Source organism: Sediminitomix flava, from assembly GCF_003149185.1.
In the GTDB taxonomy this organism is placed as follows: domain Bacteria; phylum Bacteroidota; class Bacteroidia; order Cytophagales; family Flammeovirgaceae; genus Sediminitomix; species Sediminitomix flava.
In genome coordinates this window covers 979,462-1,002,124 of the sequence record NZ_QGDO01000001.1, presented here as the reverse complement: position 1 = coordinate 1,002,124, position 22,663 = coordinate 979,462, and the positions used below count along the sequence as shown (strand labels likewise).

The following is a 22,663-nucleotide window of genomic DNA, read 5'->3' as shown; positions in this document are numbered from 1 at the left end:
TAACTTATAAGACTATTTTTGTTGATCATTAGCAAAATGTGTAAGCATTAACTAAGACTGTAGTATAAATGAAAGAGAAGATTGATCTGACAAATATCCCGGAGCATATAGCCGTAATCATGGATGGGAATGGACGATGGGCTAAAAAACAAGGCGCTAGACGTGTTTTTGGTCATCAGAGTGCTATTAAAGCGGTCAGAGAAGTAACAGAGGGGTGTGGTGAACTAGGGGTGAAATACCTTACACTATTTGCATTTTCTACAGAAAATTGGAATCGTCCTAAATTGGAAGTAGATGCCTTAATGCAACTGTTAGTTAAAACTATAGATAAAGAAATCAGTAGCCTTCACGAGAATAAAGTCAAATTATCAGTTATTGGTGATCTTGAGGCCATGCCAAGGAATTGTCAAAAATCCTTAAAAGAAGCCATGTCAATGACTGCTAATAACACAGGACTCAACCTCATTCTTGCTTTGAATTATAGTGGGAAGTGGGACATGCTCAATGCAATCAAAAATATTTCTAAAAAGGTTGCAGCAGGTTTGATTGAGGAAGATGCGATTGACCTTGACACTATCACCGAAAATTTAAGTACTCGTAATATACCTGATCCAGAATTATTGATTCGTACCAGTGGGGAACAACGTATTAGTAATTTCATGCTTTGGCAATTAGCCTACTCTGAATTATATTTCACTGAGACCCTATGGCCTGATTTTCGTAAGCACACGCTGCACGAAGCACTGTATGCTTATCAAAATCGAGAAAGACGATTTGGGATGACAAGCGAACAAGTGAGTAGTTAATAGAATCATTTTTTTGGATCCTACAGAATAGATGTAAAAGTTACAGTGTTGGGAATAATGAATCAAAACGGTTTGAGACTTTTTAAGTATCTTTTATTACCGCTGCTTCTTGCTTTGGTATCCGGCAATGCCTTTGCCCAATTTGGTCTAGATACCAAATCTTATAGAAGCGATTATGGAATTAGCTATGCCGCTCCCGTTGAATATACGATTGCAGGTGTGAATGTTGTTGGAGCTCAATTCAATGACAAAAACGCTTTGATCAATATTGCAGGGTTTAAAGTAGGAGACAAAATAAAGATACCGGGAGAAGATATATCAAATGCCATTAAAAAGCTTTGGCGTCTTGGTATTGTGGGAGATGTATCCATCTCTGTATCAGAAATTAAAGGATCTGATGTTTACCTTCAGATTGAACTTAGTGAACGTCCGAAACTTTCAAAGTATTCTTTTGAAGGCATTCCAAAAGGACAAGCCAGTACACTTGAAGACAAAATCAACTTGATGAGAGGTCGTATTGTGACTGATCCAATGTTGAAAAACTCAGTAAATATTATCCAGAAGCACTATGCTGAAAAAGGATTTAAAAATTGTGAGGTAAAAGTCATTAAGGAGAAAGATCCAGTACTTTCAAATAGTATTATTCTAAAGTTTGTAGTCAATAAGAAAAAGAAAGTAAAAATTGATGAAATCAAACTGGATGGCGTAGAGCAAATTGAAGAGAAGGTTGTAAAACGTAAGATGAAGAAGACAAAGGAAAAGCGCTTCTACAGAATCTTTACACCTTCAAAGTTCATTCTTGAAGAATACGAAACAGATAAAGCCAATGTTATTGATTTCTATAACGAAGAAGGATATAGAAATGCCCAAATCGTTAGAGATACAGTAATTGATATTATTGTAGACGAAAAAGAAATGGTACGTGTAGAAATGGAGATCGATGAAGGTCAACGTTTCTATATCAGAGATATTAACTGGGTTGGTAACTATAAGTATACAGATGAGCAACTTGCAGCTGTATTAGGTTTCAAAAAAGGGGATGTATATAATAAGAGTGAGCTAGAGACTCGTCTTACATTTAACCCTCAAGGAAGAGACGTATCAGCATTGTATATGGATGATGGTTATTTGTTCTCAAGAATTACTCCTGTAGAGGTATTGGTTGAAGAAGATTCAATTGATATTGAAATGAGAGTTTCAGAAGGGGAGCAAACATCAATCAGTAAGATTTTAGTATCGGGTAATACAAAGACAAGTGACCACGTTATTCACCGTGAAGTGAGAACACTTCCTGGTGATAAGTTCAACCGTTCTTTATTGATTCGTACACAACGTGAATTGATGCAAATGGGGTACTTTAACCCTGAGACAATTGGTATCAATCCACTTCCAAACATGTCAACAGGTACTGTAGATATTGCTTATAGTTTGGAAGAAAAACCAAATGACCAGATTGAACTTTCTGGTGGTTGGGGAGGTTTCTACGGATTTGTAGGTACAGTAGGTCTTGTATTTAATAACTTCTCTCTAAGAAATGTAGGTGACTTTAGTAAGTGGAGACCACTTCCTTCAGGTGATGGTCAGCAGCTTTCATTGAGAGTTCAAGCAAACGGTAAAGTTTACCAAACATATTCTTTGAGTTTTGTAGAGCCTTGGTTAGGAGGTAGAAAACCAAACTCATTGTCTGTGAGTTTCCAGTATTCAGTTGAGAGATTGTTTGACGCAAGTAACAATGTAACAGGATCTCTTGGAATTGGAGGTATTACAGTTGGTTTAGGTAGACGTCTGACATGGCCAGATGACTGGTTTACGATGAGTAACTCGATCAGTTACCGTATCTACAACTTGGATAACTTCCGAGCTACAGGATTTGGTTCTTATGATACAGGACGTTCGTACAACTTAGCATTCAATACAACATTTGCACGTAACTCTGTAGATAACCCAACTTATCCAAGACAAGGTTCTCAGATGCAATTGCAAATCAGTTTGACTCCTCCATATTCTGTATTCTCTGATAAAGATTTTAGCGATCCAGAGATTACAAATGATGACCGATTCAAACTAGTTGAGTACCATAAGTGGATGTTTGATAACTTCTGGTATCAAAAGCTAGTGGGTGATTTGGTATTGGCAACTCGTGCACACCTTGGTTTCCTAGGTTCTTATAACGATGAAAAAGGCTTAGGTCCATTTGAAAGATTCATTTTGGGTGGTGACGGTATTACTTACCAAAACTATTTGTTAGGTACAGAGACTATCGGTTTGAGAGGTTATCCTAACGGTTCGATTATTCCTCCATCAACAAATGGAGAAGGTGGTACCGTTTATAACAAATATGTACTTGAATTACGTTACCCTGTTTCTCTAAACCCTTCAGCTACTATTTATGTACAAGGTTTTGCTGAGGCAGGAAACAACTGGGCGACATTTAATGAGTTCAATCCATTTGACTTGAAGCGCTCGGCAGGTTTTGGTGCTCGTATCTTTATGCCTGCATTTGGTATGCTGGGGATTGACTGGGGATACGGATTTGATGATGTTCCTGGAACAGGGAATATCGGAGGAAGCCAGTTCCACTTTACAATTGGTCAGACTTTCAGATAGACTTAGAAATATTATATATAGCCCCTCTATTGAGGGGCTTTTTTATTGCTTTATCATAAATTTTCCAAAAATTCAGTTTTCACTTATACGATCATTCTTATATCTGAATTTTTTTTGTTAAAATGCTTCTCGATCAATATTAAAAAAGATATGAAATCTTTATTTCTTCTCCTTTTTACCTTTTCGATTTCAATTTCTGCTTATGCTCAGAAGTTCGGATATATTGATACGCAAGTGATCATGGATCAAATGCCCGAATATCAGGAAGCTCAGAAGATGCTTGATGAGTTTGCGAGTGAGTGGAAACAAGAAATTAAAGATCGTAGAAAGAAGATCGATGACATGGAACGTGAGTACCTCCAAGATGAGATTCTACTCACTGAAGAAATGAAAGAAGAGCGATTAGCCGAAATAGCCACTGTTAAAGATGAGCTTTATAAGTATCAGAACAATGCCTTTGGCTATGAAGGACTCCTCTTTTTGAAGCGCCAAGAACTAGTAAAACCAATACAAGATCAGATTGCGAAAGCAGCAGAAACTGTTTGTAAGAAAAAAAAGCTACAATTTTTATTTGATAAATCTGCTGATCTTATCATGATCTATTCTGATCCTAAGCACAATTACACAGATTTTGTATTGGAAGAGTTAGATTTAGGTGACCCTGAAGACACAACGAAATAAAAGAAGTAGTTGTCTTAAAAAAAGTGGGAAGTTATAATTCATAATTAGTATTTTCGTAGCGCTAATTCGAATTTTTAGGAGGAAGGATTTAACCAATTAAGTTTTTTATAAGCATGAAAAAAGTTTTATACAGCTTTTTTGCTGTAATGATCATGAGCATTACTGTTTCTTTTGCTCAAACGCAAAAAGCAGTTTATGTAAACATGGACAGCATCAAGGTAGCGATGCCAGAGTTTAAAAATTCGCAGAAAAGATTAGAAGTATATAAAAAGCAATTCCAAGGTCGTATAGATGTTAAAGTAAAGGAGTTTCAGCAAAAGCAGCAGAATCTTCAAGTGCAACAACAATCTATGACGCCTCAACAACTTCAAGAGGAAATTGGAGGACTTCAAGCTCTAGAGCAAGAGATTTACCAATTGCAACAAGAAGCTCAACTTCAAGTATTGAAAAAAGAGCAAGAGTTATTGAAGCCTATCAAAGAAAAGATGGATGCAAGTATCAAAACTGTAGCAGAAGCTGAAGGTATTGATGTGGTGCTTCCTTCTACGATTCTTTTATACGGATCTGATGTGGAGGATTATACACAGAAGATTATCGATAAAATGCTTAACTAAGCCAATATTATTTCGAAATATTTAAAAGACTATATACAATGAAACTTAGATTTATTTTTGCTTTAGTAGCTTTCTTGGCAGTGGGTATGGGTTCTGCTTCTGCACAAACAAAATTTGGTTATGTAGATTTGGATAGTGTAATCAGAGCAATGCCTGAGTACCAAACACAAATGACTCAATTAGAGAGTTACGGTAAGCAATTGGAAGCTTCATTTATCAATAAACAAAAAGAGTTTGAAGCAAAGTATAAAGAATACGTTGCAAACAGAGAGACTTGGGTACCTTTAGTTCTTCAAGAAAAAGAAAGAGAGTTACAACAATTGGATGCAAGCTTGAAAGAGTTCCAACAAAAGTCGCAACAAGATATGATGCAAAGAGAGCAAGCAGCGCTTATTCCAATGCAACAAAAAGCTGTAAAAGGTATTGAGGATGTCGCTAAAGAAGCGGGATACTCTCAAGTATTACCAATTACAATGCTTCTTTTCAATAATGGAAAAGACGATATCACTGGTAAAGTGATTGAGAAAGTGAAAGTAGCTAAATAATATTTTTGCAATATTCAATATGAAGCCTGTCATCAACACTGATGACAGGTTTTTTTTGAACTAACTATTTTAATTCAAGATGAAACAACCCAGTTTTTTAAAAAAAGGCGATACAATTGCGATTATTGCCCCGTCTAGTCCTGCGCCATTAAACAAAATTGAGGCCGGTTTTTCTTATTTAGAATCTTGGGGGCTTAATGTACTGGAGGGTAAGTATATCCGAGATAGTTATGGTTCTCTTGCCGCTACAGATGAACAACGACTTGAAGATATTCAGTGGGCATTTGACCATCCTGAGGTAAAAGCTGTTTTATGTACAAGAGGTGGTTATGGGCTAACTAGAATTTTGGATCAAATTGATATGACCAAATTTGTAGAGAACCCAAAGTGGCTTATTGGTTTTAGCGATATTACTGCCCTACATTATAAAATCAATAGCGAAAATGTACAGAGTTTGCATGCTTGTATGTTAGCTCAAATGGGTTTAGAAGATTCTCTTCCTTCTAGGGAAAATCTAAAGCAATTTTTATTTGGTGAAGGTTTAGAGCCTCTTTTAGCCGAAGCTTCTCCGTTGAACAGAATTGGAAGTGCACAAGGAGTAGTTGTCGGTGGAAATTTAGCCCTTGTAAATGATCAAGTAGGTTCTTTGGTAGACATTGATATGAAAGGCAAAATTCTCTTTATTGAAGAAATAGGGGAATACCGTTACACCATAGATCGGATGATGACACATTTGAAGCGTTGTGGGAAACTAGATCATTTGGCGGCTTTAGTAATTGGTCAGATTACTGATACGAGAAAGAACGATGAGAATGAGTTTCCACTTACTCCAGAAGAAATTATTACTGAAAAAGTAAAGGAATTTGATTATCCTGTAGCTTTCAACTTTGCAATAGGACACGAACAGCCTAATTATCCTTTGGTATTGGGCTGTGAAATTAGTATTGAAGTCAACGAAAGTGGGAGTATTCTGAGTCACTTATCTTAATAGCGATTCTCGAATATCAGTGAATGAATTGTAAGCCCTCTGAAATTATTTCCTTAACTTACGAATTGTCTGAAAATAAATGCGTAATAATTAACTGTTATGGTATCGGAAATTGATGATTTGAAAGTGACAAAACGATTAAGGAAATCTGTATGGAATGCAATTGCAGATTATTCTTTGATTGAGGATGGAGATAAAGTGATGGTTTGTCTTTCGGGAGGAAAGGATAGTTATACTATGCTTGATATCTTGATGCACATTCAGAAAACGGGAAAGTATAAGTTTGAGATCATTGCCGTAAACTTAGATCAAAAACAGCCAGGTTTTCCTGAAGATGTTTTGCCAAACTATCTTGACAGCATCAATGTCAATTATCATATATTGGAGAAAGATACCTACAGTATTGTTGTAGACAAGGTTCCAGAAGGTAAAACGATGTGTAGTCTTTGTTCTCGTTTGAGAAGAGGAACACTCTATACTTTTGCTGAAGAGCAAGGTGTAACTAAGATTGCCTTAGGACATCATAGAGATGATATTATTGAGACATTGTTCTTGAACATGATGTTCAGTGGTAAATTGGAAGCGATGCCACCAAAGTATAGAACGGATGATGAAAAGCATGTTGTCATTCGTCCGTTGGCTTATTGTAAGGAGAAGGACATTGAGGAATTTGCTGAGATTAAGCAGTTCCCGATTATTCCTTGTAATCTTTGTGGTTCGCAGGAAGGTTTACAGCGTCAGAATATCAAACAGATGCTTCAAGAATGGGAAGAAAAGAATCCGAATAGATTGGAAGTGATCTTTAATTCGATCAAGAATGTATCACCTTCTCATTTGATGGATAGAGAGCTTTATGACTTTGATAATTTAGAATCTAAGATTCCTGAAGAGGGACTTATGATTTCTTAGATTTCAGCGTATTTAGATAAAGAAAAAGGTCTTGATAAGAGTATTTCTACTTTTATCAAGACCTTTTTTATTGTTAGGTTATTTGAACCTTAGTTTTCCAAAATCAAGATATTTTCAGCAACCTGTTTAGAAACTATTTTTCGGCTACGGGCATCAATATCTAATTCTAAAGAACCATCATACTCAATTTTATCTAAAACCTCGACTTTGCTACCAATACCTACTCCTATTTTATCCAGGTATTGAAGCAATGCTTTCTCTGTATCTTTTACAGCTACGACCTTATAGCCTTTTTTGAGTGTAGCTTCACACAGTAAAATTGTTTGTTGTTCTTGGAAGTTTCCATCAGCATCAGGAATCGGATCGCCGTGTGGGTCAAATTTAGGAAAGCCTAAAAACTCGTCTAAGCGTTCAATCATTCGAGTAGATTTGATATGCTCTAGCTGTTCGGCTACATCATGAACTTCATCCCAACTGAAATGCAGTTTTTCAACCAAGAAAACTTCCCAAAGTCGATGCTTTCGAATAATCCAAAGTGCAACTTTACGGCCTTCTTCCGTTAGTGAAACACCTTTATATTTTACATAATTGAGCACTTCCTTTTGAGAAAGTTTTTTCAACATATCTGAAACCGAAGCAGGTTTTGTTTTCAAAACATCAGCAATAGCATTGGTCGATACATTTTGCTCTTGTTCTGATAAATGAAATATGGTTTTGATATAATTCTCTTCGGAATGACTGAAGTCGTGCTTAATCATGGTCAAATTTTTTATACAAACGGTTTGCAATTAGCGTATTTCTCTCATGACTTTCAATAATTTTTTCTCCTCATTTTCCCAATAAGCTTCTTTCACAATACCGTTGGGGTAAAAAGATTGTTCCAGAAATGTATTAACGATTTGAGTGTTAGTAGAATGGAAGTCGATCATAAGTCCTGCCTGGTGTTTCTTAATGATTGTTTCCCACAGTTTATTTTTTTGAATTAACATAGGAATCCCCAAAGCCATAGCTTCGTAGAGCTTCGTTGGAATACAGTTTTCCGTACTTTTGTTTGGAAGGTAAGGAAGAAGTATTGCATCAGCTTTTTTCATTTCATTTATAATTTGCTGATGAGCTACGAGTTGGTCAATACCTTCAATTGTGATATAATCTAGTTTCTCTGCTTTTTCCTTGATCTCAGAAATTAAATCTTCTTCAACTCCTTTTCCAATTATTTTAAGCTGAACCAAAGTTGATTCTTGGTTTAGACGTTCAACAAATTCAATGGCTCTTTCTGCTCCAAAAACTTTAGAAATTGTACCACACAAAAGCAGTTTAAGGACTTTAGGTTTTAAGGGTTCTTTGATTTTATCTTTTTCAGAAGGATAGAGACTCTTGTATTTATTTTCAAGAACGAGCGCTTTCTTTTTTATAAATGGAATTTCATTGGGGTAGCACTTTTCGGCACAGAAGATTTTTTGAAGAAATGGTAGTGATAAATATTCCAGAGTTCTAAAGCCTATACCAAGTATGGTTTTTATGCCTTTGGGATACAGATTTTGATAATGGAAATTCCGAAAATAATTCTCTTGCATATCATAAAATAAACAAACACTAGGGTGCTTGATTTTATAGGCGAGAGAGACAGGCAATAATTCGGGATGATGAACGATGATATAGTCTGGTTTTTGAGTGTGAAGACTTTTCCAAAACTCTTTATACCATTGTAAACGTTGAGTGGTGTGAAGGCAGATAAATTCAATCTCGGGAACATTAGGGACAGGTGCATTCCATCCAAAAACGCTTAGTCGGAAATGTTGAGAGAGCGATAAAGCAAATTTCTCAAACATTCTACTATCATTGATAGGTTTTTGTGTAGAAGCTAAAAAAATAGATTTCTTGTTCATCTGATACCCTGATCGAATTCGTGCTGTTGTACAAAGGTAAGCTAGTTTGATAGCTTTTAAAATAGGAATTTTTCCTTCATTCACTTTAATCATGAATATGAGAAGGAAATAGAATAATATGAATGTGTTGATTACTATTCTTAAACTATCTTAAAAATCCTTTCTCAAACAAAAAGACATTTTACTAAAGATATCCGAAGTCGTATATTCCACATTAGTATACAGTCCGAAATATGGTCTATACATCGTACTGTCAATCATTTTTATTCTTTTTAAATCATGAAGCACTTACTTGCTATCTTACTTTTGACAATGCTAGGGTCTGTTGATCCTACTAAGATTGCTCGTATTAATGAGTATAAAGAAGCTGCCAAAGAAGCTTTTCTCGCCTCAGATTATAATACTGCCATAGAAAAATACAAACATCTGGTTTACACTGAAGAAGTGGAAGATGCGGCTGTACTTTTAAATTTAGCTCATGCTTATTACAAAGCAGGGCAAAAGGATAGTGCAAAACCGCTTTATGAGCAGTTGAGTAGGAATAATGATAATATGGTGAAGTCGGCGGCTTATCACCAATTGGGAATGATGGCTGTGGAAGGTGAAAAACCAGATCTGGAAAGATCTATTTTTTCATTTAAAGAAGCTTTGAAGGCTGACCCAACGAATGAGGTCACTCGCCAAAATTATGAGATTGTCAAGAAAATGAAGGAGGAGCAAGATCAGCAACAGCAAAATCAGCAGAACCAAGACGATCAAAATAAAGACGAAAAAGGAGACCAAGACGAGCAGAATAAAGAACAGGAGAATAAGGAGAATTCCGATCAGGATAAAGAAAATGAAGACTCAGATGAATCTAAAGAAAAAGAGGAATCTGAGAAAGAGAATAAAGAACAGGAGTCTGATAAGTCTGATGACGAAAAAGACGCCGAAGAGAAGGAAAATCAGGATCAGGAAGGAAAAGAATCTGAAAGCGAAAAAGAGCAACAACCTGAGCAATCTGAAGAGGAAAAAGCGGAAGAAGAAAAACAACAGCGTATGCAGCAAAAGCAGCAGCGTATGGAAGAGATACAGATGTCTGAAGATCAGGCTAAAATGATATTGGAAGCTTTGAAAAATAAAGAGCAACAGTATTATCAGCAATTGAAGCGTAAGTCTAAGAAACCACAAAATTCTGACCGACCAGATTGGTAAGATTTTTCAATACATATTTAGAGGTTCAAGCCCTAGAAAGCATTATGTCTTTTTAGGGCTTTTTTATTTGAAAGTGAAATAATTACTGTGATAAATGATTTCGGGTATTCTATTCGAAGAGTTAATGAAGTGGTCTTCGAATTAAGAAATGGAAATTAGAGGCTTTAGACTCCAAAGTTTGCTAAAATGTCGAGTCTGAAGAACTGTGTTCGTCTCCTTCTTTCATTTATGAGTTTTTAGAGTTTCTCAAAGAACAATATTTTTTTAAACCCAAAATCACTTATTCAACTACTTAGGCTTAACAATCATTATGTGAAGCTAAGCTTTAAATTTTGCACCTTGTCCTTTGGTATTTTTTAACATTAGATTATTTGAATGATACCAAATTTCTGAAATTTTAATTAAACAGATGTTTTTAGAGTTTTACTTAGATTTCATACACCTTCTGCTAAGTAACCACCAATTCTCTAAAAATGATGATGAAATAAAGGATACAGGAATTTTTGAGGAGTGAATTTAATGGGTTGATATTTAGTATTTTATAGCTAAATTCTACCTATCATCTTAAATGTGTATTTCTGTTTATCCTTATTTTCAGTGAGGATTTTAAATCTCATAAGTGTCAATTTCACATCGTGGATAAGGAATACAACTGATATGATTACATCCTTTGATCTATAAAACCACGAGATAACATTTTTTGTAAACAGTAATTTTTGGATATGAGGTTACTAAAGGTTTCACTCTTTGGGATGATCGCATTGTTCTGCTCTACCTTGACATTTGCTCAGGAAAGAACAATTAGCGGTGTCGTCCGAGATGCATCAGACAAAACTGCAGTCATTGGTGCAAACATTGTTGTAAAGGGTACTTCAAATGGTACAATCACCAATTTTGACGGAGCATTCACATTGCTCGTACCAGAAGGAAAAACAGCCCTATTGATTACTTATGTGGGCTATAAGCCGCAAGAAGTAGAGATCGGTACTGAGTCTGAGGTGGAAGTATTCATGGAAATTGATGCTGAAGAACTTCAGGAAGTTGTAGTAACTGCTTTTGGGGTAAAGCAAGAAAAGAAAGCTTTGAACTATGCTGTACAAGAAGTGAATGCTGCAGAACTTGTACAATCTAAGCAGTCTAACATGGTTAATGCGCTACAAGGTAAAGTAGCAGGGGTTCAGATTACTTCAGGTGGAGGTATGCCAGGTGCATCTTCTCAGATTATGATTCGTGGAGCCAATTCACTTACAGGAGATAACCAACCACTTTTTGTCATTGATGGTATTCCGATCGATAACTCATCTCAAAATGGTGGGGTAAACAGGGCCGCCGATATCAACCCAAATGATATTGAAAGCATGACTGTTTTGAAAGGTCCTGCAGCTGCAGCGCTTTACGGTATGGATGGTGCCAACGGAGCAATTATTATCACAACTAAAAGTGGTAAAGCAGGTGAAACACAAGTGACATTTTCTAGCTCGGTAGATATTGATAAAGTAGGAAGGTTACCAGAGCAACAAAAAAAATATTCACAGGGTAGTCTTGGTCTTGCAAACGATGAAACCATGATGATGTGGGGACCGCTTCTTAGACCCGATGAAAAGACATATAATAATCCTGAGAATTTTTACCAAACAGCGGCAGCGTTTACCAACAGTGCAACAATTTCTGGAGGAACTGAAAATACAACGGCGTATGCATCTATCAATAATCTTACACAAGATGGGGTAGTACCTATGACAGGTTATGATAAAACAAGTATACTATTAAAAGGTACTTTCAAACTTAGAGATAATCTAAGAGTAGGAGCATCAGCCAACTACATCAATTCTACAAACATACGTGGTGCTTTAAATTATTCAGGTGGTTTTGCAAGAAATGTAATGCTTTGGCCGTCTACAAAAGACATTACTCATTACAAGGAAGCAAATGGAGAAAAGGTTTGGGCACTTCCTAGTCTAGTGACTGATACAGAAGCAGGTCCTCAATTTGATAACAAGCTTTGGGTTTTAGATCATAACCCTGTAGAGGAGCAAAACAATCGTTTGATCGTAAATACGAATCTGAACTGGCAACCTTTTGAATCACTCAATATCTCATACCGACTCGGACGTGACGAGTACACAAACAAATATGAGAGAAAGATGGCCTATTCTACTGTCGGTTATTTCCAAGGGGGAATGGACAGAGTGATGTCAATGAGTTCTATTACAACTTCAACGATAACTGCATCTTTCAACAAGACTTTTAATCAAAGTTTTACATTGAGTGCTTTGGTTGGTAATAACGTTGAAATGTATGAAAGCTATGGAGCCATTCAAGAAGGTAGAGGACTACTGAATAAAGATTTGATCTCTATCAATAATATGGAAGAGGTATTTTCGAAACAATCAACACGAAAAAGAAATAGAGTTGGTGTATTCGGAGATGTGAAGTTGGACTATAAAGGTGTGGCTTATGTAAACGTTACAGGTCGTAATGACTGGTCTTCTACCATGCCAGTAAACAACAGGTCATTCTTCTATCCAGCAGTTTCTGGAGGTATTGTGTTCGGAGAACTTCTACCAGAAAATAATATTCTATCATACGGTAAGTTGCATGTCTCTTATGCACAAGTAGGTAAGGATGCTCCTATTCAGAAGTTGTATCCAACATTGACTCCTTACTTGGGTGCGAATGGCGGATTTGTCAACTACCATACAGCGGGTAACCCGAACTTGAAACCTGAAAGAACAGAGTCTAGAGAAATAGGTATTGATATGGCCTTCTTGGATGGTCGTTTGAGAGTAGAAGGAGCTGTTTATAACCAAGTGTCTCATGATCAGATTATCACGGCCCGTATTTCTCCAGTAACTGGTTATATCATTCAGACATTTAACTCAGGTACAATTGATAACTCAGGTTGGGAATTAATGATTGATGCAGATATTATCAAGAAAGCGGATTTCACATGGAATTCAACTTTGAACCTATCTCAATCAAAATCTACTCTTGAAGAGTTACCAAGTTTCGTGTCAGAATATGTGATTGCACAGGCTCAAGTGATGGGGAATACCGCATACGGTAGCTCATTTGTGGGAGAAACAGTATTTGGTGTAACAGGCACTGATTATGCAAGAACACCTGATGGACAAATGATTATTGGTGAGAATGGTTATCCTGTTGTTGATACACAAAGAAAAAATATAGGAGATAGAATGCCTGACTTGATTGCAGGTTGGACAAACAGCTTTACTTATAAAAACTTCGGTCTTTCATTCTTATTTGATTGCAGTCTTGGAGGCGATGTCTTGAATGCCAATAGTTATCACATGATTACTTACGGTCAAGATAAGATGCTAGAGAATTATAGAGATGCAACAATTGTCTTTGACGGAGTAGTACCAGTAACCGATGAAGCAGGAAATACAACTTATAAAAAGAATGAGAAGGAAGTTGTGATGGACTACGACTACTACAGAGATAACTACCAACAAGTAGGAACCAACTTTGTAGAAGATGTGAATTGGTTGAGACTTCGTTATGTGACGTTTAGCTACAGACTTCCAAATTCGTTGTTAGACAAATGGAAAATCAAAGATGTGGAGTTCTCAGCAACAGGTCGTAACCTACTTCTTTTCACCAACTATTCAGGTGGAGATCCTGAGGTGAACTCTACAGGTTCATCTACGGCTGGTGCGGGTACAATGGGGATTGACTACTTCGGGGTACCTCCAACAAAAGGTTTCACATTTGGTGTAAATGCTAAATTCTAAGAACATGAAAAGATTTAATTTAACATATAAATTATGGACATTCTTGTTGGTTCTTTTAGTAGGAACAACAAGCTGTGACATGGATAGCTTTTTGGATGTAAACCAACCAGAAGATGATCCTGTAACCACTACTCCAAACTTCTTATTACCAGGAGTTGAAGGAATGCTTTCAATTTCTTTCTATCAGCATACACTTCGAGATTCATATACAACTCAGTACAGAACGACATTGTGGGGAACGAGTTCATTTCATGATAAGTGGGATTACAGAAACCCTTATCGTATTGGAGAATGGAGACGTCATTATTTTGATGTAGGAGGAAATGTGAATAACCTGATTCTTCGTGCAGAAAAAGATGAAAACTACAATTATGTAGCCGTCGGTAAAACGATTATGGCATACAGTACGATGCTTGCCACAGACCACTTTGGTGATATGCCCGTTTATGAAGCTTTTCAAGGAGTAATTGATCCGCATTACGATGCTCAAGAAGAGGTGTATAAATACATTGAAAACTTATTGGCAGAAGCTGATGTAGCATACGAAAAGGCAGGGACGGCGAAGGATTTACCAATGGGTAATGGGGAAGACCTTATTTATGGAGGAGATATCAGAAAGTGGGAAGGGCTAAACAAAGCCTTAAGAGCTAAAATGCATTTGCACCTTACCGCAATTCAGCCAGATAGATACGCGAAAGTTTTAGAAGCTGTTTCAGAAGCAGAACAAGTTGGTTTTGAAGGAGCACTTTATAGATATGACGGTTCTGGAACTTGGTCTACAAGCCCAATGGGACCTTCTAAGTCTAGACCGCAGTGGGATCACGTTACAAATGATTTAGATACGAGTTTGCCAACAACATTCTTTATGTCAAAAGTAAAGTCCGCATCTTTTGAGGATCCTCGTTTAGCAAAACTGATGACTGCAGCAGCTAATGCAGGTCAAGGTGGAGTAGAAAACTTTAATGGAATTATTGTATCGGAAGGGCTAGGAACAGCGAGTGCCAATGATTACCCAACACTTTATGGCGGTCACTGGACTTTAGATTTATCCTCTCAGCCTCTTTTCCTAGATGAAGAATTACAGTTCATCAAAGCAGAAGCAGCATTCCAAACAGGAGATAAATCAACAGCATTTGCCGCTTACCAAGAAGGTATTCGCTTGAATCTTGCAAGGTTGGGTGTTGAAACTTCTGAAGTTGAAGACTTAATGGATTCCGATTTAGTAGCTGAATCTGTAGATGCACTAACGTTGGCAGATATCATGGAGCAAAAATATGTAGCACTTTACCTTGCTCCTGAGTCTTGGACGGATATGCGTAGATACAATTTTGACCCAACGGTGTTCAGAGGAATGACTTATCCTTCACAGGTGCTTCCTGAAATGCATGGGGATTGGTTCAACCGTCTTCCTTATGATCCAGAAACGGAGTATATCTACAATCTTCCAGAAATCGAGAGATTGGGTGCAAAAGCAGAAGACTGGATTACTAAAAAAATGTGGTGGCAAAAATAACCTATCATCTTTTTTTAACCTTAAAAATAGAAATCATGACAAGATTGACATATACCATACTTTTAGTACTTGCAGTCCTATTTTTTACGGGCTGTGAGGAAAACGATCCTTTAGCCGATCAAGGGACTGTAACAGGTGATGCTCCAACAATTACAATGGATAGGGTTAAGGCTTCAGCTGCAGGGAAAGAGTTTGATCTGAGAGTTAGATATTGGGGACAAGATGATAACATTGAAAGTGTAGAAATCAATGCTTGGATACTTCAATCTTATACATTGACATATTCGATTACTTCAGGGGAAGAGACTTATGCCTACAATAAGAAAGTAGATGATGAAGCCTTAGGTGAGAAAGGAAATATTTTCACTAAATCAGAAAACTTCATTGAAGACTGGCAAACAGCGCAGAGTGCTTATATCACAGACCATGCACATCTTATTCTTCCAGAATATGCGCCTGTAAAAGAAGAGGATTTAAGCTACTTAAGCTCTATTGAATCTGTTCTCATCAATGAAATTGCAAACGAGATTGTACCTGAACTCTCTCATGAGTTTTTACAATCAGTATTTGTAGATGATTTAGCCATTTATGATTTGGAAACCTTCATGACATTCTTTGAAGAAGTTGTCGTAGAAGAATCAGAAGGAGATGAGCCTCCTATCACAGAATGGGTACTAACAGAAGTTGGTGCTACAGAGCTAGTAAGTCAATCAGATGCCTCAGTACTTGAAGTAATTGCTAAATCAGCTGATGGTTCTAAGTTCGTATTCACTTCAGAGAATGAGATGTTCTTTGAAGCCAAAGCAACAAATACGAAAGGGATTTCAAGAATCTACAACAGAGAGATCAGTGCAATGATCCAATAAGTAGGTACTAAACTAGAATACTTGAATAGATATTTTTTGGTTTTAAATCTATCTCAAAAATGAAAAAGAGCGTATTAAATAGATTGAAGTTTGCAGGCATTTTTGCGTTAGCTATAGGCATGGGTGCTTGTCAGACAGAAGACTCAGAGAGTCTACCAATTACGGCAGGTTTGAAATTAGCCAATGAAGTTACTGTTGAAAATCCACTTGAAGCACCTGCTAATGTTGTCGTAATAAATGCTTCAAAAAATGCAGTGTCTCACGAATGGTCATTTCCAGAAGGTTATTTAAAAAATGATTTGAATAAAGCGGATAGTTATTCAGGTTTAACTCCAGATACCATCCGTTACGATTTACCAGGTAGTTATACCATTAACTTGGATGTCACGGATGCAAATGGTGTCAAAGAAAGCACATCTTTAGATATCAATGTGGTAAAACCAATGCCAAAGCTTCTGATGGATAAAGAGGCAATCGAAATGCAAGATTCTGTGACTTTCAGTGCTAAGGTTTTTACTTATGAAGGCAAAGATGTGAGCTACTCATGGGATTTCGGGAATGGAGAAACATTTACGGAATCATCTGTGAAAATGGCTTGGGAAGAAGCAGGTATGTATCATATTCTTCTTACTGTCAATGACGGAGAAGAGGTGTTGAATTCTACTTTTGAAGTGGAGGTGAAACCAGAGTTAGCACAAGGTTTATATTTCCATGATTTAGCAACAGGGAAAATTTTCAGAAAGCCGCTAACAGTCAGAACAGAAACAGAGGCGATGGCTACAGAGTTTTCTGCGGCACATGCTATGGACTTGGAGGTTGCTGACGGAAAAGTTTATGTTTTTGATGCTGGTGAAGGTTCGTTCTTCTTAGGCTCGGGTACAGCTGGACAATTATACGCTTTTGATGTTGTGTCAAAAGAAATGAAAGTCATCTTAGATGCTATTTCTGCAAATAATGTTCCCTATGCAGGTACAGTAGAAGGTAACAATGTCTATTATCTAGATCGTAGAGAAGGTTTTCGTTCAATTAATAAGTTTACTGAAAACTTAGCAGAAGCAGATTTACCAGCTCATTTTGTGAAAAATAATACACTAACCGCTTTTTATAATTCAACAGCTCAACCTGGTGAGCCAGGTGGAATTGGATGGGGTAATATGAATGGTGATGGTCAGTTGGTAGGAGATAAGTTCTATTGGTCGAAAGCGAATAATGGACAAAGTATCTATACTTTCAGTAGAGATGGTAAAACTGCTCACGATCGTCTCCTAGCAGGTGTTTCTGTGAAAACATTCAAGGTGTATAAGGATAAAATCTATTTTGCAGTGAATGTACCAAGTACTGATCCAAATACATCTGCAATGCTAAAAACAGGCTTGTATATGTGTGATTTGAATGGTACAAATGTTCAAGAAATTGAAAGCTACGAAGCTTCAGAATTTGATCAATTTGGTAACCTAGAAGGTTTGTCTTACTCTTGTTTGGTGGGGATCACAGGTATCGCTATAGACGAGATGAATGATAAAATTTACTGGAGTTACAGATCAGCAGATCAAGCCCCAGAAACCTCTGGTGTCAAAAGAGCAAACCTAGACGGAAGTGAAGTAGAAATGTATCTTTCTGGTTATGCGCCAATGGGAATGGCAATCGATCCAGTAAGACGTTAATCGTTTGTTTTAGAGAAGCCCAATTTATTCTAAGCCTGACTTTCTGCATATGACTTTATATGAAGGAAAGTCAGGTTTTAGTGGTTTTTAGAATATTATTGTTTAATATGTTATCAATTTTTTAGCTAGAATATTGATATGAAAAAATTTTACATTCTCTTTTTAAGCCTATTTATCACTTCCTCTGCTTTTTCACAAACAACCTACGATCGGGAGTTTAGAGCAGTATGGATTGCTACCGTTTTTGGACTTGACTGGCCTAATAAATATGATACGGCTGAAGCTCAAAAAGAAAAACTAATTCTAATGCTTGATGAGCTAGAGCGTTTGAATTTTAATGCAGTTTTTTTGCAAGTAAGAACAGAATGCGATGCGTTTTATAGTTCAGCTTACGAACCTTGGTCGAGGTATTTGACTGGAAATGTAGGCGGAGAGCCAGAATATGACCCTCTTGCTTTTGCAATTGAAGAGGCTCATAAAAGAGGTATAGAGTTACATGCTTGGTTGAATCCATACCGTGTAAATGCATCTACGAGTTATACTTATCCTGAAGAGCACGTTTCTAAAAAACATCCCGAATGGATTTTGAAATATGCTGATGGTAAGAAAATCTTAGACCCAGGTATCCCAGCAGTCTCTGAATACATTTCAGATGTTGTAGCAGATGTTGTAGCTAATTATGACGTAGATGGAATTCATTTTGATGATTACTTCTACTCTTACAATGGAACGACAAGTGAAGATAAAGACACATTTGAAACTTATGGAGCTGATTATACTAACATCGGAGATTGGAGAAGAAATAATATCACCCAAATGTTAGGGAAGGTCAACCGACGAATCAAAGAGTTAAAGCCTTCTGTAAGGTTCGGAATCAGTCCTTTTGGAATATGGAAGCCAAATTATCCACAAGGAATCGTTGGGATGAATGCCTACAATCAGATTTATGCTGATGCACTTTCTTGGTTGGGAGTAGATGTAAATTCGGATACTCCTGTAGGAATTCCAGTTGTGGATTATTTAACACCTCAGTTGTATTGGCCAATTGGAGGTGGACAAGATTATACGAGTTTGGTAAGTTGGTGGGCAGATCAGTGTAAAAAAGCTGAACGTCATTTGTACAGCGGTCATGAGCTAAAATACTTAGATCAAGATGTGGCAACGGCGGCTACAGCTCGTCAATCTGAAGAATATCCTCAAGATTTACATGAGTTGAAAGCTTATATGAACCTTTCAAATTTGGAAGCAAATTCAAGACTACAAGTTCAAAATACTGTATCATCAGAAAATGAAATTGCTAGACAAATACAGGAAGATCGAAAAGAGGAAAATAGAAATAAGAATTCACTTGGTAGTGTGTTTTTCAGAGCACAACAGGTCATGAATGGTATAAATACAGAGGATGTATTTGGAGAAGCTTACGCAGAAGTTGCGTTACCTCCAGCAATGCCTTGGTTGGAAACCGTTGTTCCTAATGCTCCTTCTGATTTAGCGATTGTAGGAGATAGTTTGATTTGGACTGACAATTCGAAAGAGATACCGAATAAGAAATTTGTAGTTTATTATGGTGAAACGGCAAATGCGGAAGCAGTTGTTATCGGTCTAACTTATGGTACTTCAATACATATTTCAAATGTTGATCTTTCGAATTACGAAGTAAAAGTGCTTTCGGAAAATAACATGTGGGAAGAATCTGAACTTGTAAAACCAAATGCTCCTGTAGTGACAAATCCGACACAACTAGAAAATGAAGTACTAGAAGCTGAGGTTCGTATTGATTGGACTTTAGAAGAAGGCTCACTTGGGGTTGAATACCAATGGGCAACTACAAAAGATTTTGATGAAGGAAGTATTGTAGAAAATAGAGGAACTGTAGATACTTCAGTTACTTTCTCAGATTTGATACTTGGAGCAGACTATTATTTCAGAGTTCGTTCTTATAATTCATTAGCGGGTTATGGAGATTGGACAGAAGAAGTTTATCACTTTTACCTCAAAAAGGATTTACCAATGGCACCAAGTCTTTTAGACTTAGATGAAAGTAATGAATTAGATATCGACCATGTCCAAATCACTTGGGAATATCCGATGGGTGTGAATTCAGCAAATTACCAATGGGCAACGACATCCGATTTTGCAGAAGAGAGCATCCTACTTGATGAAGAATCAGAGGTAACAACTAAGTCATTTAGTGAACTCAAAATCGGTCAGAAGTATTATTTCCGAATCAGATCAAATAGCTTGTTGGGGTATGGAGAATGGTCTAATACATATCTATTTTACATGGATGATGCTCTTCTGGTTTCTCCTCAAATTTTGAAACCTACAGATACAGAAAATGAATTGTTGGATGTTGGTACAATAGAAATTACATGGGAATATCCTCTCGGTACTTCATCGGGGCAGTATCAGTGGGCGACATCGTCTGCATTTGAAGAGAGCACAATACTTGAAAGTACAGAGACTCAAGAAACGGACTTTAGTTATACCCTAGACGAAGGAATTAATTATTACTTCCGTATTCGATCAAATGCGGTAGGTAGTCAAAGTGAATGGTCAGCTATTTATCATTTCTATGTAAAAGAAAAAATACCTACGGGTACAGACGATGATAAATTGAACCGAGCTCTGAAGCAGAATTACCCAAACCCGGCTTCAGATATGACTACGGTTGCATTTGAACTAGAAAAACGTTCGGAGGTACAATTGCTTGTTCATGATATAATTGGAAATAGAGTCTACTTGAAGAAAGAAGGGACTCTTGAGGCAGGGAGTCATAAGCTTTCATTAGATGTCTCTAAATGGACTTCTGGAATTTATTTTTACTCCATCATTATTGATGATATTCAGTACACTAAAAAAATGGTAATTGAGTAGTCGTTTCTGGCTAACCAAATCTACTGAAGAGGTTCTCAAAAAAAGGGAACCTCTTTTTGCTAGTGAAAAATAGAAATCCCCATAATTGGTGAATTTTTAAAGCTATAATTATTCTAGTTTTACACTAAATAAATACAATCGTTACGATTTTGATATTTGGGTTGATTAATTGCGAAACGTATGAAAAAGATATTTCAGATAGTAATGGCATTACTGATGACAAACCAAGTAATTGCCTCTGATGGAAATCCTCCAAAAAGAGAATTAAGAGCTTGTTGGATTGCAACCGTAGCAAATATTGACTGGCCAAGTAAGAAAGGACTTTCCGTTCAGCAACAAAAAGAAGAATTTGTCAAACTATTGGATGAGCAAAAGTCTCTAGGGATGAATGCTGTAGTGGTACAGGTTAGACCTGTGGCAGATACTTTTTATCCTTCTCAAAGAGAGCCTTGGTCAAGATTTATTACAGGAGAGCAAGGTGTGCAACCTGCTTATAATCCGTTAGCATTTATGCTAGAAGAGGCACATAAAAGAAACTTGGAATTTCATGCTTGGTTCAACCCATATAGAGCAAAAAATTCGGAAAAAGTTGAGCTTTCAGAGCAGCACCCTGTAAATAAATACCCAGAGTGGTTTGTGGAGTATGGTAAGAAAATGTACTACAACCCTGGCATTCCTGAGGCAAAAGAATATGTGTTGGAGAATATCATGGAGGTCGTGAGAACTTACGATATCGATGCGGTTCACATGGATGATTATTTTTATCCTTACAAAGTACCTGGTGAAGATTTTCCAGATTCATTGACTTATGAGCAATTCGGAAAAGACAAGTTTGACAATATTGAAGATTGGAGAAGAGACAATGTTTCATCTTTTGTGAAAGAATTGAATACACGTATCAAGGCAGAAAAACCTTATGTAAAATATGGTATTAGCCCATTTGGTGTGTGGAGAAATCAAGATAAAGATCCTACAGGTTCAGCAACTAAAGCAGGTCAAACCAATTATGATGACTTGTATGCAGACGTTTTATTGTGGGTGAAAGAAGGTTGGGTAGATTACATTACTCCTCAGTTATATTGGGAAATTGGTAAGAAAGTAGCCGATTACGAGATTTTGGTGAACTGGTGGAAACAACATGGCTATGGTAAGCATATTTATGTAGGTCAAGCACCATATCGAGTAGGAAAAAAGGGAGCGTGGGAAGATTTATCTGAGCTTCCGAGACAGTTGAATTTGAACAGAACGATTAAGGAAATAAATGGAAGTATGTACTTCAGTGCTAAATCTTTTGGTTCAAATGCTGTGGCAGTAGCAGATACCTTACGAAATGATCATTACAGAAAACCAGCTTTGGTTCCTCAAATGCCTTGGTTGAATATTGAAAAACCAGCACAAGCTGAAATCAAGAAAGTAGAGAAGCAAGGAGATGAAGTAGTTGTGAAGATTACGACCCCAACAGAAAGTAATGCAGACTACTTTGTTGTGTATCGTTTTGAAGGAGAAAAGGCAGGGGAGATGTCTACTGCAGGAAACCTTTTAGGAACATTGAAAAGAGCACCTTATGCTGAAACTACTTTTGTAGATAAATCAGCTGAGAAAGGAAAAGTTTATACTTATATCGTGACGGCTTGTAATCGAGTTCATGATGAAGGAGAAGCAGGAAATGCTGTTTCTGTTAAAGTGAAGAAATCTAAAATCAAGCAGATTTAATGCATATACACTTTTAAGCGTTCATAAAATTAGCCCATCTCATAC

General features: G+C 36.9%; 16 protein-coding genes. 14 read left to right on the top strand and 2 right to left on the bottom strand.

Features of this window, described 5'->3' with window-relative positions; all coding sequences use genetic code 11:
- The first annotated feature begins 68 nt into the window (after positions 1-68).
- From BC781_RS03820 to ttcA, 7 genes are all read left to right on the top strand, one after another.
- Positions 69-806, top strand: a complete 738-nt coding sequence (locus BC781_RS03820) for an isoprenyl transferase (protein ID WP_109615909.1) — start codon at positions 69-71, stop codon at positions 804-806.
- Positions 807-863: 57 nt separating this feature from the next.
- Positions 864-3,413, top strand: coding sequence for an outer membrane protein assembly factor BamA (gene bamA / locus BC781_RS03815; RefSeq protein ID WP_109615908.1), 2,550 nt, complete (start codon positions 864-866; stop codon positions 3,411-3,413).
- A 150-nt stretch (positions 3,414-3,563) separates the two neighbouring features.
- The gene (locus tag BC781_RS03810; RefSeq protein ID WP_109615907.1) at positions 3,564-4,094 is read left to right on the top strand and encodes an OmpH family outer membrane protein; all 531 of its coding nucleotides are present in this window, start codon (positions 3,564-3,566) and stop codon (positions 4,092-4,094) included.
- 113 nt (positions 4,095-4,207) lie between these two features.
- Positions 4,208-4,708, top strand: a complete 501-nt coding sequence (locus BC781_RS03805; protein WP_109615906.1) for an OmpH family outer membrane protein — start codon at positions 4,208-4,210, stop codon at positions 4,706-4,708.
- A gap of 38 nt (positions 4,709-4,746) precedes the next feature.
- On the top strand, positions 4,747-5,253 hold the full coding sequence (locus BC781_RS03800; RefSeq protein ID WP_109615905.1) for an OmpH family outer membrane protein: 507 nt from the start codon (positions 4,747-4,749) through the stop codon (positions 5,251-5,253).
- A gap of 79 nt (positions 5,254-5,332) precedes the next feature.
- Positions 5,333-6,241 carry a S66 peptidase family protein gene (locus BC781_RS03795; protein ID WP_109615904.1) on the top strand — a complete coding sequence of 303 codons (909 nt, stop codon included), beginning with the start codon at positions 5,333-5,335 and terminating at the stop codon, positions 6,239-6,241.
- Between the two features lie 99 nt (positions 6,242-6,340).
- The gene (ttcA, locus tag BC781_RS03790) at positions 6,341-7,150 is read left to right on the top strand and encodes a tRNA 2-thiocytidine(32) synthetase TtcA (protein ID WP_109615903.1); all 810 of its coding nucleotides are present in this window, start codon (positions 6,341-6,343) and stop codon (positions 7,148-7,150) included.
- Between the two features lie 89 nt (positions 7,151-7,239).
- Here the strand turns inward: ttcA and BC781_RS03785 are convergent, their stop codons facing one another.
- Together BC781_RS03785 and BC781_RS03780 are read right to left on the bottom strand one after the other, a co-directional pair.
- Positions 7,240-7,908, bottom strand: coding sequence for a metal-dependent transcriptional regulator (locus tag BC781_RS03785; protein WP_109615902.1), 669 nt, complete (start codon positions 7,906-7,908; stop codon positions 7,240-7,242).
- A gap of 30 nt (positions 7,909-7,938) precedes the next feature.
- Positions 7,939-9,129 (bottom strand): glycosyltransferase, encoded by a 1,191-nt coding sequence (locus BC781_RS03780; protein ID WP_109615901.1) that lies wholly within the window; start codon positions 9,127-9,129, stop codon positions 7,939-7,941.
- 186 nt (positions 9,130-9,315) lie between these two features.
- On the opposite strand from BC781_RS03780, the gene BC781_RS03775 reads away from it, so the two are divergent.
- From BC781_RS03775 to BC781_RS03745, 7 genes are all read left to right on the top strand, one after another.
- Complete coding sequence (locus BC781_RS03775; RefSeq protein ID WP_109615900.1) at positions 9,316-10,230, top strand: tetratricopeptide repeat protein; 915 nt, start codon at positions 9,316-9,318, stop codon at positions 10,228-10,230.
- A gap of 722 nt (positions 10,231-10,952) precedes the next feature.
- Entirely contained in the window at positions 10,953-13,985 is a 3,033-nt protein-coding gene (locus tag BC781_RS03770; RefSeq protein WP_109615899.1) for a SusC/RagA family TonB-linked outer membrane protein, read from the top strand.
- Positions 13,986-13,989: 4 nt separating this feature from the next.
- Positions 13,990-15,498 carry a SusD/RagB family nutrient-binding outer membrane lipoprotein gene (locus tag BC781_RS03765; RefSeq protein ID WP_158281388.1) on the top strand — a complete coding sequence of 503 codons (1,509 nt, stop codon included), beginning with the start codon at positions 13,990-13,992 and terminating at the stop codon, positions 15,496-15,498.
- Between the two features lie 35 nt (positions 15,499-15,533).
- Positions 15,534-16,364: a hypothetical protein gene (locus BC781_RS03760; protein WP_146201615.1), complete on the top strand. Its 831-nt coding sequence runs from the start codon at positions 15,534-15,536 to the stop codon at positions 16,362-16,364.
- Between the two features lie 59 nt (positions 16,365-16,423).
- The gene (locus BC781_RS03755) at positions 16,424-18,028 is read left to right on the top strand and encodes a PKD domain-containing protein (RefSeq protein WP_109615896.1); all 1,605 of its coding nucleotides are present in this window, start codon (positions 16,424-16,426) and stop codon (positions 18,026-18,028) included.
- A gap of 138 nt (positions 18,029-18,166) precedes the next feature.
- On the top strand, positions 18,167-20,905 hold the full coding sequence (locus BC781_RS03750) for a family 10 glycosylhydrolase (protein ID WP_109615895.1): 2,739 nt from the start codon (positions 18,167-18,169) through the stop codon (positions 20,903-20,905).
- Between the two features lie 180 nt (positions 20,906-21,085).
- Positions 21,086-22,618, top strand: coding sequence for a glycoside hydrolase family 10 protein (locus tag BC781_RS03745; RefSeq protein ID WP_109615894.1), 1,533 nt, complete (start codon positions 21,086-21,088; stop codon positions 22,616-22,618).
- The last annotated feature ends 45 nt before the right edge of the window (positions 22,619-22,663 follow it).

Bases quoted from the DNA above. Each gene is read 5' to 3' on its own strand.
- BC781_RS03755 (WP_109615896.1), top strand. From the start codon at position 16,424: ATGAAAAAGAGCGTATTAAATAGATTGAAGTTTGCAGGCATTTTTGCG.
- BC781_RS03800 (WP_109615905.1), top strand. From the start codon at position 4,747: ATGAAACTTAGATTTATTTTTGCTTTAGTAGCTTTCTTGGCAGTGGGT.
- BC781_RS03820 (WP_109615909.1), top strand. From the start codon at position 69: ATGAAAGAGAAGATTGATCTGACAAATATCCCGGAGCATATAGCCGTA.
- BC781_RS03785 (WP_109615902.1), bottom strand. From the start codon at position 7,908: ATGATTAAGCACGACTTCAGTCATTCCGAAGAGAATTATATCAAAACC.
- BC781_RS03795 (WP_109615904.1), top strand. From the start codon at position 5,333: ATGAAACAACCCAGTTTTTTAAAAAAAGGCGATACAATTGCGATTATT.
- bamA (WP_109615908.1), top strand. From the start codon at position 864: ATGAATCAAAACGGTTTGAGACTTTTTAAGTATCTTTTATTACCGCTG.
- BC781_RS03765 (WP_158281388.1), top strand. From the start codon at position 13,990: ATGAAAAGATTTAATTTAACATATAAATTATGGACATTCTTGTTGGTT.
- BC781_RS03810 (WP_109615907.1), top strand. From the start codon at position 3,564: ATGAAATCTTTATTTCTTCTCCTTTTTACCTTTTCGATTTCAATTTCT.
- BC781_RS03775 (WP_109615900.1), top strand. From the start codon at position 9,316: ATGAAGCACTTACTTGCTATCTTACTTTTGACAATGCTAGGGTCTGTT.
- BC781_RS03805 (WP_109615906.1), top strand. From the start codon at position 4,208: ATGAAAAAAGTTTTATACAGCTTTTTTGCTGTAATGATCATGAGCATT.
- ttcA (WP_109615903.1), top strand. From the start codon at position 6,341: ATGGTATCGGAAATTGATGATTTGAAAGTGACAAAACGATTAAGGAAA.
- BC781_RS03745 (WP_109615894.1), top strand. From the start codon at position 21,086: ATGAAAAAGATATTTCAGATAGTAATGGCATTACTGATGACAAACCAA.
- BC781_RS03770 (WP_109615899.1), top strand. From the start codon at position 10,953: ATGAGGTTACTAAAGGTTTCACTCTTTGGGATGATCGCATTGTTCTGC.
- BC781_RS03760 (WP_146201615.1), top strand. From the start codon at position 15,534: ATGACAAGATTGACATATACCATACTTTTAGTACTTGCAGTCCTATTT.
- BC781_RS03780 (WP_109615901.1), bottom strand. From the start codon at position 9,129: ATGATTAAAGTGAATGAAGGAAAAATTCCTATTTTAAAAGCTATCAAA.
- BC781_RS03750 (WP_109615895.1), top strand. From the start codon at position 18,167: ATGAAAAAATTTTACATTCTCTTTTTAAGCCTATTTATCACTTCCTCT.